A 16,237-nucleotide genomic window follows, 5' to 3' on the forward strand; every position below is an offset into this window, starting at 1 on the left:
TATTTATCACACCATTTAAAAAAATCTTTTTATTATTCGCAACTGATGCGTTCGCTCACCCGTTTCTGCATGTACAATTCCCTGGTTATCTATTTTATCAACCCGTACTTTACCTGATGCATGAATAATTTCGTGGCTGTTTAATAAAATGCCCACATGAACAATCTTACCTTCCTCGTCATCAAAAAAAGCAAGGTCACCGCATTGGCCTACCTGTAAAAAATCTACTGCTTCTCCCTGTGTTACCTGTAAATCTGCATCACGTAATAAAGAGATGTCTAAAAATTTATACACTGCCTGCGCAAAGCCACTGCAGTCAATTCCAAAAACAGAACGGCCACCCCATAAATAGGCGGTGTTTAAAAATTTAAAAGCAATTTTTTGTATTGATGCTGCATCGTTTTTTATCTCTCCGGTAATTATTTTATTGCCTGTAAACTGTATTGAATCATTTTTTAAATTTATTAAACTGCCCAATGGAATTTGCATTGGGCTACCATTAAAATTAATTTCGTTTGTCCAGTCACCAGTTAAAATAACATCCTCGCTGTAATAATCTTCCATTGTAATTTGCTGCACATGTACTGCCTGGCAGCAACCCCCGTAGCCGTCGGCTTTGCAACTAATGTTAACCCATCCTTTTGTGTCTGCATCATTTATAATACAGCATTCTCCAAATAATAACTGGCTTACCATTTCGCTTTTATGATCGGCATCAATACGAATGGGCGCAACAGGCACACAGCAAACTGCATAATTCATAAATCAATTTTAAATTTATCTAAATTATGGAATTTCATTTATGTTTACATCTTAATAATACAAAACTTACCGTAACCAATTTTGAGCCACGGCAAATACCAACATATTGATGATACCGAATTGCTGCAGCGTTTTTATGCAGATAAGGATAATGAGTGGCTGGGCATTTTACTGCAACGCTACACCATGCTGTTGCTGGGTGTTTGCATGAAATATTTAAAAAATGAAGAAGAGGCAAAAGATGCCGTGCAGCAGGTTTTTTTAAAAGCCATTAACGAACTGCATAAATACAAAGTAGATTATTTTAAAAGCTGGGTGTACATGGTGGCAAAAAACCACTGCCTGATGAAGCTTAGGGATAAAGGCAAATACACCGCCGAAATAAACGAACAGTTACTGGCAACACCTGATGAAACTGTTGATAAAAATAATTATATTGAAAAAGATAAAGCACTTACCGCCATGGCGCAGGCTTTAACCCAATTGAACAAAGAGCAGCAACTATGTGTAACTTTGTTTTACTTAGAGAAAAAAAGCTACCACGAAATTACAGAGCAAACAAATTTTTCGCTGCTGCAGGTAAAAAGCCATATACAAAACGGGAAGCGGAATTTAAAACTTTTGATGGAGAGAAAATAGTAATGAATAATGATTAATGAATAATTTAAAATAGCATATGACTTAATGACCAATGACATTTATACATGAGCGATGATTTAAAAAACATATTAAACAACAGCAATAAAGATATTGATAACCAAAAGCTGATGGATTACCTCAGTAAACAATTATCAAAACAGGACAGTCATGATTTGGAAAAAATGATGGCAGACGATGAATTTATGAATGATGCCGTAGAAGGGTTGGAACAATTCAGCAATGTAAAAAAATTACCAATTTCGGTAGAGCAACTAAACCGGGAACTGCAAAAACAAATTGCCAAAAAGAAAAACCGTAAAGAGAAACGTAAAATTAAAGATCAGCCCTGGGTGTATTTTACTATAATACTTTTGCTGATACTTACTATTATTTGTTATGTAATCATTAAAAAAAGCATGGGTGATAAAGCACCTGCTGTTAAAACTGGGTCATCCCTTATAATAAGTCAAAACAGTGTAATCAATTTATAATTCCTCCAACCAGCCAAATACTGCAAAGTTGAACATTGAATATTGAGCATTGATTATTGAAAATTTCTATTCCACAAAAAGACTCTACCATTAATAAAAATTTCAACAAAGTAAATACTGCAAAGTTGAATATTGAATATTATTAATTACTGCCAAAAGAAAAAACAAACTCTTCAACAAATTAAGCTCCCAATGGCACATGTATAGCCACCAGCGTTCCCTTACCGGGAAATGAATCAAAATCAACCGTTCCTTTTAAATATTCAATTCTTGTTTTAATATTTTTTAAACCAATGCCGTCTGCTTTTGCTTTTTCTGCAACCGCAAAACCTTTACCATTATCTTCAATTGTAGCCGCTATACCATCAGTATCTTTTATTAAAGAAATATCCAGCTCGTTGGCGCCGCTGTGTTTAATTACATTGTTTACACATTCCTGAATTACACGGTACAAAACTGTTTCCACATTACTGTCTAATCTTTCATTCAACCCTTCGCTGTATAAATTTACTTTTAAAACTCGGTTGTCAATCTTATCAATAAATTCTTTTACCGCACTGCTCAAACCACTTTTTAATAAAGCGTTCGGCATCATATTATGGCTTACCGTTCTTACTTCCTTACAACTTTCATCTACAAGGTTTACAATTTTTTCAAAAGCAATTTTATCTTCATTGTTACCAAAATTAAGGCGGCTTTCAATGCTTGATAAATTCATTTTAGCGGCACTCATAATTTGCCCCACACCATCATGCAAATCGCCGGCTATACGTTTGCGTTCATTTTCTTCTGCTTCAATTACAGCTTTGGTAGCCATATCCTGCTGCAGCATAATTTCCGACTGCAACTTTTTTGCCTGTTGTAATTTATTGCTGCGGTAAAAAGAAAAACCCAGCAAACCGCTTAACAACAACAATCCGGCGGCACCGCTAATCCAGTAATTCTTTTTTGTGAGTTGAAATTGCTGTTGCTGAATTTTTTGTTCTTTTTTTGCGGTTTCATACTTTGCAGAAAGCTCGGAAATATTTTTTTGTACTTCCATATTCATTGTAGAATCTTTTAAAACTGTTAATTTTCCTGAAACATCTTCAGCTTTTTCTAAATCACCTTTTGCTGTATAATAAGTAACCATTGAGTTCAAGACATTAATTTTTTCTTTTAAAAAATTCCCGTCTTCAGCAATGGTATAAGCCGAATCAAGGTAAGGCTTTGCATTATCAAATTGTTTCATCTTCATCAGCAATATGCCAATGTCGGTGTAGTCTATTATCATACCATACTTATCATCAAATGCTTTATCAATAGGCAGTGATTGGTAAAAATAATTTAGTGCAGTTGGATAATTTTTTTTACTGCTGTTTACTTCACCCAGATTACTTAAAACTATTACCAAGGCATTACTATCACCCGATTGACGGGCAACCGGCAACGCCAGATTTAAATAATACAATGCAGAATCGTAGTTTGCTTTTTCCATATAAACCGTACCAATATTACTGGTAAGCATGGCAATACTTTTTAATTGCTTTGCCTTTTTTGCATATTCCAAAGAGCGGCGGTAATAAGAAAGGGCCTCTTCGTAACGACGGTTATTTTTATATACAATGCCAATATCGTTTAAGGTGATACTCATTCCATAATCATCGCCATATATCTCTTTAATTGCCAGTGCTTGCAAATGGTATTTAATCGCCTCTTCGTATTGGCCACGGTATTTTTTTGCTGCACCAAGTAAAGCATAAGCTTCTGATTCAATTTTTTTATCGTTTAGCTTCTGCGCCAGTTCAATAGCTTTGGCAGCAAAATTTTCCGATGTATCCAAACTTACCCGTAAGTAATTTTTGGCTAACTGGTAATTGGCCTTTAGCCTGATTGTATCAACTGTACTGTTTAAATCTTTAAACAACTGTTCCTTGCTTTTTTTTTGCGCCTGCATATAAAAACAGGATGCTATAAAACATAAACTCAGCAATACTTTATTTGGGGCCATGTTATTTTTTTTTACTGCTTTTGTATCAAGGTTTAAAAATAATGCTATTGCCCCGTCAATACATACCCACTGCAAGGTATTTTGTTTATTTTATTTTCAGTATTATTTGAAAATACAGAATATTTTAGTATTTTTGTGGTATAAACTAACGGTGATGAAAACGATAACCCTTAACCAGCCCGCCACAACAGCAGTTACTTTAAAAGAAACCCTTCAGCCGGGCTACAGCAGCATAAAAGATTACTACACTATTGCCGGCCCCGATTATGCCGCCTGGAGCAAAGATTTTAATATGCACTTTGGCTACTGCAAAAAATTTACCGATATATTTTTTTTAGAAAAGATGCTGTACCGAATGAATGATGAAGTGCTGGCACGTTTACAAATACCTGATGATAAAAAAATTACAATAGTTGATTTAGGTTGCGGTGTGGGCACCGTAGCAAGATATACTGCAAAACAATATCCACTTACTACAATTACCGGTGTTACTATTGTTGATGCCCAAATTAATACAGGAACAGCATTGATTAATAAAGACGGTTTATCTAAACAAGTTAGTCTGGTAAAAGATAATTTTGAAAACATAAGTTTTAAAAATGAAAGCTTCGACAGGGCTTATGCAATAGAAAGCGCCTGCCACGCCAGCCGCAGCAGCAAAGAATTATTTATTGCAGAAATGGCAAGGATATTAAAAACCGGTGGTAAATTTTGCATTGCTGATGGCTTTTTAAAACACGATAAAAAATTACCCTGGCTGTTTAACAAAATCTATAAAAAAATAATTAACTGCTGGGCACTCCCCTGCTTTGGCAACATTAATGACTTTACTGCAGCGCTAAAAAAATATGGCTTAACAGAAATTAAGGTGGAAGAAATAAGCCTGCGTATTGCGCCTTCTGTTGCCTACGTGCCTTATACCTCAGTAAAATTTTTTATTACCCATCTTTGGAAACATAAAACCCTCCGCCTTAAAAAAGAAAGGTGGAATAATGTAATTGCTCCCGTGCTGGGTATGTTTTTAGGATTATACCGTAAACATTTTGGGTATTATATTATTAGTGGAGAGAAAACCCTCTATCTCTCTTGAACGGAAGGAAATGGAGAAGATTATGTTGCTTATAAATAATACCGATTAGACATTAAAATTATGCTGTCAGCCCGAGCTTGTCGAAGGCGGGTTCACAAATAAAAGAGGCTCCTTTCCAAATGGCCCCGGTTTCGACAAGCTCAACCTGACAGCTATTATTAGGGTAGATTTAATGTCTGATTGGTATAATAAAAAATCCTGCCGCAATGGGCAGGATTATAAATATTTTTTGTGTACCTATTGTTTTACAAAACGTATGGTTCTTGATTTACCATCTGCCGTATAACCTGTAATTTGATAAGTGCCTGCACTAAGCCCGGCAGCATTTAGGGTAAACTTATTACTGCCTGCAATTAAATTGTACAACATTTTTTGTACCTGCTTACCGGCAATATCTGTTATCACCACAGTCATTGTTGTTTTTTGTGCAGCCGTTACATTTAATTCGGTTTTAGTGTTTACCAATGTTGGCGAAAGGCTCACAATATCAAAACCAGTTTCTTTATTTAAAATAGCAATGGGTGCACTGTAAGTTATTTTACCATTTGCATCCACCATTTTTAAGCGGTAATAATTTAAACCAGCCGGTGCATTATTATCGGTATAATCAAAAGGTTGCTGACAGCGCAATGCATCGGCAAATACTGTTGTTATGCTGTTATAATTTCTTCCATCTGCACTGCGTTGAACACTCATGGTGGCGTTGGGGTTATTGGTGCAGGTTACCTTCCAGTTTAATACATTATTGTTGCCTTGTTTAATGCCGTTTAGGTAATTGAGGTTGTTGGGGAGAGGGTTGAATCCAAAAGTGGTTGATGCTAATGAAAAAGGGCTAAATGTTGAAACACTTATCCATTTTACTGAACCTGTAGTAACATTACCAGTAGTTATTGGAGATAATCCGTAATCATCCCATTCAATACCATTAAAATGAGCTAAAGTAATTTTCCCAATATCATCAATATAAGGAGTACCTAAACATGTATTATTAGGGCTCCAAAACCCCGTAACATCAAGAGTTGGACTACCATTTATTTTATTCAAAATCCAGTAATCACATCCGCTAACATGATCAATACCTACTGCTGCTGGACTAATGGGACCTAATGCTCTTGCACTACCTCTAATATATTCAGCCACAAATTCATCTGTTACAGCACCACCTACAAACATGCTAATTTTTATAGGCACATACCCTTTTGCAATTTTACCAACCGGAAATTCAAAATCGCTATTGCCAAATTTCTTCACCATACCATCAACATAACTTGCATTTGTAACGCCTGGTGCCACTGTTGCTGTTGAGCTGAAAATGAGCATTCTTGGATTTGGTGCAGTAACGACACCAGCAGTAAAGGTTACCAATTTATTAAAAATAATATCACTGTTAAGTATTATTCCTGCTGAATTATTAATGTTGATGTCTTCATTAGCACCAAAAGATAATGTTCCTAAATTGGTAATACTTTGTGTTGTTGTTCCATTAAAATTTAAAGTGCTTCCTGCAATGGCAGGCGTAAAAGTTAAAGTCTGTCCGGGAGCAACAGAAATGTTTCCCTTAAGGTTAACACCGCCTGTGGTTAAATTAATATTTAAAGTCCCCAATGTAATTGTGAGATTATCTACTGTTAGTGCACTTGCACCTGTTGGTGATTGACTGAATGTGGCAAAATTAATTTCAAGGTTAGCATAAGTTCTTCCTGAAAATGAAGGTGCAGCGTTTTGCTCTATTCTATATAAACTTCCTCCATTAAAAGTTACCTTAGAATTAGGAGCAGCAAAACCAAATGGGTTTGCTCCGGCTTTTGATACAAAAGTTGTTCCTGTATTAAATGTAATTGCGTTAAATGTTCCTGCGGCTGTAAAAACATTGCCTGTGCAACCAGCACTTTGTGTAAAAACTGCTGGGCTGTTAAAATTTATTGCATTAGCATCAACAGCATCTAATCTATGAAGTGCCGTTGAGAAAGTCATATTACCAGTAATATTTCCTGTTGCGGTTGTTGCAACAATTAGGTTAGTTACGTTTACCCCGTTAATATTAAGTGATGATCCAGTAGTTACCGATAAATCATCTCCTATCACCAATCCTCCAATTGTTAAAGTGTTACCACCAGCAGCACCTTGTAAATTTACAGTAGTGTTATTACTTATGGATAGTTGCCCAATTGTTTCTGTAGGAACATTTGTCGCTGTCGTATTTGTACCACTGTTAAAAATAAGAATGTCTGAAGTTAATAATGGAGCCCTGACTGGTGTCCAATTTGTAGATAATTGCCAATCAGTACTCACTGGAGTCCAAACATAAGTTGTTTGCCCGATTCCTGTAAATGCATTCAAAAACATCAGCATTATTAAACCCAATGCAAAACGCATAACCCTCTTACCAAAAAAAGAAAAAATTGGTGTAAAGCCGGAGTAAATTTTTTTCATAACTACAAATTGAAAATAAAAAATTTGGATGTAAAAAATTACATAAGCCAGAACAGCTTATAATTTTAAAAGGGAAAAGGATTGGGCAGTTATTGTGACTAACGATAACAAGATACGATAAAACTTAAAAATGCTGCTATGTGTAAGCGGTATAGGCAATAATATTTTCCACATATAAAAACAAATTGTGCAAATAAAAAAGCCCCGCTAAAAATGGCGGGGCATGCGGTATATTTTAAGGGAATGCTATTGCTTTAAAAACCGTACAGTTTTAGTTTCGTCCTGTGTGGTATAAGCAGCTATAACATAAGCACCTGCTGAAAAATTGGCTACATTTATTTTCATCTGGTTGCTGCCTGCAATAAGGTTGTACACTTTATTTTGTACCTGGCGGCCGGCAAAATCTGTAATTACCAGGGTCATTTGTGTTTTTTGTGCAGCAGTTACGTTTAAAATGGCAGTATTGCGTATTATGGTTGGTACAAGGTTTACAATATCAAAACCTTTGTCTTTATTAAGCAAAGCAATTTTATTACTGTAAGTAATTCTTCCATCTTCATCAGTCATTTTAAGGCGGTAATAATTATAACCGGCTAAAGGGTTATTATCTGTAAAATCGAATGGCTGCAGGCACCGTAACGCTGTAGCAGTAATGGTGTTAACGGTGTTGTAATTTCTACCATCATTGCCACGTTCAATACTAAGTATTGCAGTTGCAGAGCTGGTGCAGTTTACTTTCCAGCTTAAAACATTGGTGCTGTTTTGTTTTACGCCATTTAAGTATTCGATGGTAATGGGCAATACACCTGTTACACCGTTGAAGGTAAAATCATTTATTCTAAAAGTTCCGCCAGCAGCACTTCCACCCCATCCGTATAAACGAAAAGTAGTTGCTGTTGTAATACTTTGATAAGCAGGTGCAGACAGACTAATTGTAGTGCCTGTAGCAGTAGGTGTACCAATGTTTGCAGTAAAAGCATCTATACTTGAACGAAATGCAAAGTTAACTGCCCCTGTACCAGATGCCGCTCCTGTATAAACAAAGCTTATAAAATTAATTGCATTTGCACCACTGGGTGTAAGCGTAAATTCGTAATAATCATTTACATCCAATGCCACACTGTTCCAGCCGTTTGCATTGTAAGCATTTGATGTAGCAACTGCAACGGTTCCCGTACCCCTTCCAATGCCCGAAACGGTAATATTAGGATCAACAACTTGCCCGGCGGTAAAAGGATTTGCGGTACTGGGGTTAGGGTCTGTTATAGCATTGGTAAAAATGGATTGAGCCACTGCTGCTCCAAAAGCTAAAGTCAGTAATGCAAATAGGTAGATTTTTTTCATTTGTATATATTTTAGTTTAAAAAATAAAAAGTATTAAATACACTTCATTATGTAATTATAATAATCACAAACTATTGTTGGGGAAATTTAAAAGGGATAAAGTGTTAGTTTATGTAGGAATTGGAAAAAGCTATTATTTTAGCTATGTGCAAGATAGGAGGTTAAAAATTAAACACAAAAAAAAATGCCAAAATCAATATTTTTTTTGTGTTATTTAAATTGGAATATGATTTTTTAAACTGAGCCGGCTCATTTTAGTTATTCAATGTGAACCATATTAAATAAATTTGCCGCTACATGCAGCCCAACACCATTACCGTTATTACCATTTGCTTTAACAACCTGCAGGATGTTGAGGACACCTGCCAATCGGTAAATATGCAGCAGCAACCGCCTTTTGAGCATTTAATTATTGATGGATCGTCCACACCCGGTATAAAAAATTATTTACAAAATAACCAACAGCCGCCTTACCGCCGCTGGATCTGCGAACCCGATAAAGGCATTTACGATGCCATAAACAAAGGCATAAAAAATGCCGGCGGCAATATTGTGGTAATGCTGAATGCCGGTGATACCTTTTACGATGCACAGGCCATTGCCCATGCACAAAATGCATTTGATAAAGATGAAACACTGCAATGGCTGCACAGCAAATACAAATTACTCAGGGGCAACCAATGGGTAATTATTGGTAAGCCGTTTGAAAAAAGTAAACTGTACCGTGGTATGCGGAGTATCTGCCATCAAACCATGTTTGTAAAAAAAGAACTGCATAATAAATACGGGCTGTACAGCACCATCGAAAAAATTGCCGCCGATTACGATTTTTTATGCCGTATTGCCGATGAAAAATTTATTTTTTTACAAACGCCATTGGTAAACTTCGCACCCGCCGGTATAAGCAGCAGTGGTTATTTTTTATCGCTTGCCGAAAGCAAAAAAGTATATGAAAAATATTTTGGCAAAAGTGTTTTGCTCAACCTGTGGCAACTTAGGTTGAAAATTTTATTTTACCTGCTCCGCTCCCCTGCCGGTAATTTTTTATATAAAATTAAAAAAGGGTTAAAGCTGGAGAATATGTAATTATTGCTATTTCCCGGTGAGTCACCCCCGCAGGGTGACTCACCGGGAAATAGCAACCCACTTAAACCTTTTCACTTAAAAAATTAAATTATCTTAGCGCCTTAAAAAATTCTATACGATGAAGCAAGCCTGGTTTAAAAAAGCAATGCCCCATTTAATTGCAATTGGTATTTTTTTAATAGTATCGGTTATTTTTTGTAAACCGGCATTAGACAGCAGTCTTACTTTACAGCAAAGCGATATTACACAATGGCAGGGCATGAGCCACCAGTTAATAGAAAGAACCAACGAAAAAGGTCGGGGTGCTTTATGGGCAAGCAATATGTTTTCGGGCATGCCGAGTTACCAAATTACTTACCCTACTCCATGGAGCCCTGTTGTTTTTTTACATGACCTTTTTACCCTCTGGTTACCCAAACCCATTAATTTTTTCTTTTTAATGTGTATCAGTATGTACTTTCTTTTATCGGTTTTAAAACTGCGGCCGTGGACGGCAGTATTGGGCGCATTAGCTTTTGCCTTCAGCAGTTTTACACCCATTGCCATTACTGCAGGCCACGATACACAGATGCTGACCTTAGCTTATGTGCCTGCAACTCTCGGCGCTATGATTTTACTTTTTGAAAAAAAATATTTATGGGGTTTTACCTTAACGGCGTTGTTTACCATGATGCAGCTGGGCATGAACCACCAGCAAATAAGTTATTACTTTTTTATTGTTGCTGCAATTATGACGGTGGCGTATTTTATTAACTGGGTAAAACAAAAACAACTGGCACAGGCAGGTAAGGCATTGGGCCTTTTATTGGTTGCCGCAGCAATTGGTATTGGTGTTAACATTTTAAACTTATGGGTAAATGCCGATTATACAAAAAGCAGCAAGCGTGGCGGCATGTTAATAATGGATGCAAAAGATGTAACAAAAGATAAAATTACTAAAGACTCTAAAACCACCGGCCTGCAAAAAGATTATGCTTTTCAATGGAGCTATGGCAAAATGGAAAGTTTTAGTTTAATGTTTCCCGGCATAAGGGGTTATGGCAGCCACTATGCCGAACGTGATGGCGAGCAGGAAATTTTTCCTAAGCTGGGTGATAAATCGAATGTGTATAAAAACCTGACCGAAACACTAAGCGTACCCGAAACGGATGCTGAAAATTTAACCAGCAATTTTTCGCAAAGAATTTACTGGGGCGATCAGCCATTTACAGTGGGGCCCATTTATTTAGGGGCTATCATTTGTTTCCTTGGTATTTTAGGTTTGTTTTTATTAGACGGTAAACATAAATGGTGGATACTTACCTGTACGATTTTAGCCATACTGATGGCGATGGGGAAAAATTTATCGGGCTTTAATTATTTTCTGTTTGATAATTTACCGCTGTATAATAAATTTCGGGTGCCGACAATGACGCTGGTAATTCCACAAATAGTGGTACCCATACTGGCAGCATTAAGTTTAGACCATATTATTACCCATCAACAGGATGCCGAAACCTGGAAAAAATTTAAATGGGGTGCCATTGCAACTGCTGCACTATTTGTAATTGTTACAGGCGTTTATTTTACCAGCGATTTTAGTGCAGAAAATAAAAACCGCACCAAAGCCATTAACGCTATGCTGCAAAGCAAAGCTCCACAGGCAGATATGCAGGCAAAATATGCTGACATCAATAACGATAAAAATATGCAGCCTTTAGTTGACAATAGTTTTTACGAAGACCTGTTGTTTAGGGTAGGGCTGAGTGACGAGACAAAAGCAAAAGGTATTTTAACTGCACTGAGAAAAGACCGGGCATCATTTTTAATAAAAGATATTGCTGCCTCTTTAGTTTATGTTTTAATTGCAGCAGCTCTTATAGTGTTGTTTTTAAAAAAGAAATTAAATGCAACCGTATTAATAGCAGGTGTAACAGTGGCAGCATTTATTGAGTTGTTTAGTTTTGATACCAAATTTCTTAATGCAAAAAGCTTTGCCAATAAAGCCGATTTTGAAACAACTGAATTCCCCATTTCAAAAGCCGATCAACAGATACTGCAGGATAAAGACCCCAATTACCGTGTGTATGACATGAGCAAAGGCGATCCGTTTCAGCAATCCAAATCATCTTACCACCATAAAACTATTGGTGGCTATTCGGCAGCCAAGCTGGCTATTTTCGATGATTTAATTACTTACCAGTTATCGGGTACACCTAACAGCAATGTATTAAATATGCTGAATGCCAAATACATTATTCAGCCCGGACAAAAAGCTGGAGAAGAAACGGCCATACCTAACCCTGGCGCATTGGGCAATTGCTGGTTTGTAAATGCAGTTACGTATGTTGATGGTGCTGTGGCAGAAATGAAAGCACTAACTGATTTTAACCCCAGTGATACTGCCATAGTGGATAAAATGTATCAGTCTAAAATTGGCAATTTTACTGCACCAGACAGTGCGGCTTACATAAAACAAACTGCGTTTGATAATGATGAAGTGGCTTACGAAAGCAATACTGCCGCACCGCAGCTGGCCGTATTCAGCGAAGTATTTTATAAAGACTGGAATGCTTATATTGATGGTAAAAAAGTGGACATTATTAAAGCCAACTATGTTTTAAGGGCAGTAATGCTGCCTGCAGGCAAACATACTATTGTATTTAAGCTGGAACCGGCTGTTTATATCACCGGTGTAAACATTTCAATATTCTTTAAATGGTTGCTTATTGCACTTTTAATAGGTACTATTGGGTGGGAATTAAAAAGATCATTGGGAAAAAAGGGTACAATAGCGAATGGTTAATACAAAAGAAATAAGGGCTTTAACTTTAATATCATATAAATTTTTACCGGCAAAATTGGGCGGGCAAAAAAACATTGCGTTATTTTTTAAATTTTTTTCGCAGTTGATACATACCACCTGTGTTACTGTAAAAGATAATGATATTACCTGTGTAAAAGAATACGAAGTGCTGAATATTATTGAAGACGGTCAGTTTCGTTATGCCAATCCAATTTATTTTTTCAAATTAAAAAAGATAATTAAAGAAAAAAAAATAACACACCTGATGGTAGAGCATCCTTATTACGGATGGCTGGGGATTTTGTTAAAAATGTTTTGCGGTGTAAAGCTGGTGATGCGTTCTCAAAATATAGAGGCAGAGCGTTTTAAAAGTATTGGTAAATGGTGGTGGGGCATTTTATGGCATTACGAAAGAATAACGCACCGCTTTGCAGATTATAATTTTTTTATTCAGCAGGATGATGAAAAATACGGCATTGAAAAATATAAATTAGCCCCGGAAAAATGTTTCATCATTACTTATGGGTTTGAGCTTACCGGCCCGCCAACGGCTGCTGAAAGAGTTGCCGCTAAAGAAACCATTTCATCTTTACACAATATTGCAGCAGATGAAAAAATTATTTTGTTCAATGGTTCTTTAAATTACAAACCCAATACAGATGCATTGGATACCATTCTTACCAAAATAAATCCTTTGCTGCTGACCAGTGATAATTTTAAATATAAAATAATTATTTGCGGCAGTAATCTTTCCGCATCTTACAACAGTTTAAAAGAGTATGCTGATAAAAACATTATTTATGCAGGCTTTGTTGATGACATAACTTTGTTTTATAAAGGCGCTGATATGCTTATAAACCCGGTAATGGATGGCGGTGGAATAAAAACAAAATTGGTAGAAGCGCTGGGGCACAATATGAATGTAGTAACTACCACCAGCGGCGCTATTGGTGTACCTCTTTCTATTACCGGAGAAAAAATGAAAATAATTGCTGACGATAACTGGAGTAATTTTGTAAGTGAAGTGGTAAGCAGCAATACCACTTCGGTAATACCCGAAGCATTTTTTAATCATTTTTACTGGGGTAAAATTGCAGCAAAAGCAGCAGGCATCCTGCAAAAAAATAATTAATAATGAAAATATTAATAACAGGTATAACAGGTTTTGTCAGTTCACACTTTTTAGATTATTTAAATGTGAAAGAACCCGGTGCTGAAGTGATGGGTATTGCCCGAAATATGGATGCCTTTGATAAAAGCCGTTACCATAATTTAAAAATCACTATTAAACTTATAGATCTTTTAAATAAAGATGCAGTAGGCATTATTATAAGCGATTTTGAGCCGGAATATATTTTACACCTGGCATCGGTAAGCAGTGTAGCATTAAGCTGGCAAACCCCTTTAGAAAGTTTTGTAAACAACACCAACATTTTTTTAAATGTAGTGGAGCAGGTAAGGGCATATAAAATTAAATGCCGCATTTTATCTATCGGTTCATCCGAAGAATATGGCGAGGTTACCGAAGCAGAATTACCATTAACAGAAGCTCACCAGTTAAAACCTGTTAGCCCTTATGCGGTGGCCAGGGTGGCGCAGGAAATGCTTTCTGCTATTTATGCCGAAGGATTTAATGTTGACATTATTATTACCCGTTCGTTCAATCATATTGGCCCGGGGCAATTGGATAAATTTGTTATTTCTTCTTTTGCAAAACAATTGGTAGCAATTGCTAATGATGATAAAAAAGAAAAGAAAATAATTACCGGCGACTTATCTATTACCCGTGATTTTTTGGATGTACGTGATGTGGCCAAAGCGTATTATATTTTATTAAAACAGGGCAAAAAAAATTCGGTGTATAATATTTGTTCGGGTAAGGGCACTGTTTTAAAAGATATTATCACTATTATGAGCAGGCAGTTGAATATTGCTATTGAAACGGAAGTAAATCCGCAACTCATCCGCCCTAACGAAAACAGAAAAATTACAGGCTCGTACCAAAAAATGAAAACAGATTTTGGCTGGCAGCCGGAAATACCACTGGAACAAAGTTTAGCGGATATTATTGGGTACTGGCAAAAAAAATAAAACTAAAATATAAACTATCTCCATGTCGGCATACACCACTTTAAAAAAAGTATATGTTTTTTTATTTGCAAGAAAAGTTTTCTTTCCTTTAAACAGGTTGCTGTATAAACTTAGTGTACACGGCATGGGAATATTGAATTACGAAAATGGAAACGTAAGTGGTGAGATTTCTTTTATTGAATTTTTAATCGCAAAAAATAAGTTATCGTCAGGTGCAATTTTTGATGTGGGTGCCAACGTAGGAAATTATTCCGTTTTACTTTTAGAGAAAGGGGCTGCTGCACCCATTTATGCATTTGAACCACACCCGGCCACTTTTGCCCTGTTAAGTAAAAATGCAGCGGTAAATAAATTTCATCCGGTAAATATGGGCTTGGGCGAAACGCCGATGACTACTAAAATTTATGATTCTGCCGAAAATGATGGATCGGAACATGCCAGCGTTTATAAAAGTGTGATTGAAAAAATTCACGAATACAAAGTAAAAGAAACAGACATTCAGCTTACAACAGTTGATATGTTTGTAAATGAAAATAACCTTAAAAACATTTCTTTTTTAAAAATTGATACCGAGGGTAATGAATTGAATGTGCTTAAAGGCGCAGCAAATTGTATAGCCAATAATATGATTGACATTATTCAAATTGAGTTTAACGAAATGAATATTATGTCGGGAACTTTTTTATCGGATATTATAAATGTATTACCCGGCTTTGATTTTTACAGGTTGTTACCCAACAGCATGTATCCCCTGGGTAAATACAGGCCACTTTTACATGAAATTTTTGCTTTTCAAAATATTGTGGCGGTAAGAAAGGGTGTTATGTAAAATTTGAATGCAGGTATAAAAAATATAACCATCAATTTAATATAGCTTTATATAAATGAGAAAGAAATTAAGAAAGATACTACCCAAAAATATTTATGCTGTTCTTGAAAAAGGGTACAGGTTTAAATTGGTACAGCAATCAAAAATTAAAATAAAAAAACTACTACAACAGGAAAAGATTTTTCTTGAAATTGGTGCAGGAGAAAAAAAAGGAACCGATGGCTGGACAACTTTGGATAACAGTCATAAATGCGATTTAGTTTGGGATTTAAGAAATGGCATCCCTTTCCCTGATAACAGTATTGAAAAAATTTACTCTTCTCATTTATTTGAACACCTGCACTACCCTGAAATTGAAATTTTATTAACAGAATGTAAAAGGGTATTAAAACCTGGTGGCGTATTTTCAATTTGCGTTCCTAATGCAAGATTGTTTATTGATGCCTACTCTAATAAAGACGAAAGTTTTGCTGCAAAAAATCAACCGGTGTATGCTCCCGGATTTAATGAAACAGGATCGCTGATAGATTGGGTAAATTATATTGCCTATATGGGCACAGAGCATAAGTATATGTTTGATGAAACCAACATGATAAATGTGCTGACAAAAATGGGATTACGAAATGCAGCAATCAGGGAATTTGATCCTGTCATTGATTTAGCTGCAAGGTCGCCAGACTCATTTTCGATCCATTAC

At 36.1% G+C, this 16,237-nt stretch carries 13 protein-coding genes; 9 read left to right on the plus strand and 4 right to left on the minus strand.

The features are described 5' to 3' along the window. Nucleotides 1–15 precede the first annotated feature (15 nt). Nucleotides 16–762 carry a C40 family peptidase gene (locus ACY651_RS00965; protein WP_462248779.1) on the minus strand — a complete coding sequence of 249 codons (747 nt, stop codon included), beginning with the start codon at nucleotides 760–762 and terminating at the stop codon, nucleotides 16–18. An 81-nt stretch (nucleotides 763–843) separates the two neighbouring features. On the opposite strand from ACY651_RS00965, the gene ACY651_RS00970 reads away from it, so the two are divergent. Beyond that, entirely contained in the window at nucleotides 844–1,401 is a 558-nt protein-coding gene (locus ACY651_RS00970; protein WP_462248781.1) for an RNA polymerase sigma factor, read from the plus strand. Nucleotides 1,402–1,466: 65 nt separating this feature from the next. Continuing rightward, a complete protein-coding gene (locus ACY651_RS00975) occupies nucleotides 1,467–1,892 on the plus strand; it encodes a hypothetical protein (protein WP_462248783.1) in 426 nt (141 codons plus the stop codon). Between the two features lie 181 nt (nucleotides 1,893–2,073). On the opposite strand, the gene ACY651_RS00980 is transcribed toward ACY651_RS00975, so the two are convergent. Further along, nucleotides 2,074–3,882, minus strand: coding sequence for a tetratricopeptide repeat-containing sensor histidine kinase (locus tag ACY651_RS00980; protein ID WP_462248785.1), 1,809 nt, complete (start codon nucleotides 3,880–3,882; stop codon nucleotides 2,074–2,076). A gap of 154 nt (nucleotides 3,883–4,036) precedes the next feature. On the opposite strand from ACY651_RS00980, the gene ACY651_RS00985 reads away from it, so the two are divergent. Further along, complete coding sequence (locus ACY651_RS00985) at nucleotides 4,037–4,972, plus strand: SAM-dependent methyltransferase (protein WP_462248787.1); 936 nt, start codon at nucleotides 4,037–4,039, stop codon at nucleotides 4,970–4,972. A gap of 237 nt (nucleotides 4,973–5,209) precedes the next feature. Here the strand turns inward: ACY651_RS00985 and ACY651_RS00990 are convergent, their stop codons facing one another. Continuing rightward, nucleotides 5,210–7,405 carry a T9SS type A sorting domain-containing protein gene (locus ACY651_RS00990; RefSeq protein ID WP_462248789.1) on the minus strand — a complete coding sequence of 732 codons (2,196 nt, stop codon included), beginning with the start codon at nucleotides 7,403–7,405 and terminating at the stop codon, nucleotides 5,210–5,212. A gap of 246 nt (nucleotides 7,406–7,651) precedes the next feature. Beyond that, complete coding sequence (locus tag ACY651_RS00995; protein ID WP_462248791.1) at nucleotides 7,652–8,749, minus strand: T9SS type A sorting domain-containing protein; 1,098 nt, start codon at nucleotides 8,747–8,749, stop codon at nucleotides 7,652–7,654. Nucleotides 8,750–9,046: 297 nt separating this feature from the next. Here ACY651_RS00995 and ACY651_RS01000 point away from each other — a divergent pair, with 297 nt between their 5' ends. The 6 genes from ACY651_RS01000 to ACY651_RS01025 all read left to right on the plus strand — a co-directional run. Then, nucleotides 9,047–9,835, plus strand: coding sequence for a glycosyltransferase family 2 protein (locus ACY651_RS01000; protein ID WP_462248793.1), 789 nt, complete (start codon nucleotides 9,047–9,049; stop codon nucleotides 9,833–9,835). A gap of 118 nt (nucleotides 9,836–9,953) precedes the next feature. Continuing rightward, nucleotides 9,954–12,620, plus strand: coding sequence for a YfhO family protein (locus ACY651_RS01005; RefSeq protein ID WP_462248795.1), 2,667 nt, complete (start codon nucleotides 9,954–9,956; stop codon nucleotides 12,618–12,620). Then, entirely contained in the window at nucleotides 12,613–13,752 is a 1,140-nt protein-coding gene (locus ACY651_RS01010; RefSeq protein WP_462248797.1) for a glycosyltransferase family 4 protein, read from the plus strand. The genes ACY651_RS01005 and ACY651_RS01010 overlap by 8 nt, the downstream gene beginning before the upstream one ends. A gap of 2 nt (nucleotides 13,753–13,754) precedes the next feature. Further along, entirely contained in the window at nucleotides 13,755–14,711 is a 957-nt protein-coding gene (locus ACY651_RS01015) for a GDP-mannose 4,6-dehydratase (RefSeq protein ID WP_462248799.1), read from the plus strand. 22 nt (nucleotides 14,712–14,733) lie between these two features. Further along, complete coding sequence (locus ACY651_RS01020) at nucleotides 14,734–15,540, plus strand: FkbM family methyltransferase (RefSeq protein ID WP_462248801.1); 807 nt, start codon at nucleotides 14,734–14,736, stop codon at nucleotides 15,538–15,540. Nucleotides 15,541–15,595: 55 nt separating this feature from the next. Then, nucleotides 15,596–16,237: class I SAM-dependent methyltransferase (locus ACY651_RS01025; RefSeq protein WP_462248803.1), on the plus strand; the 642-nt coding region annotated here is incomplete at its 3' end.

The sequence above is a fragment of the Ferruginibacter sp. genome (genome assembly GCF_031391665.1).
GTDB lineage: Bacteria > Bacteroidota > Bacteroidia > Chitinophagales > Chitinophagaceae > Ferruginibacter.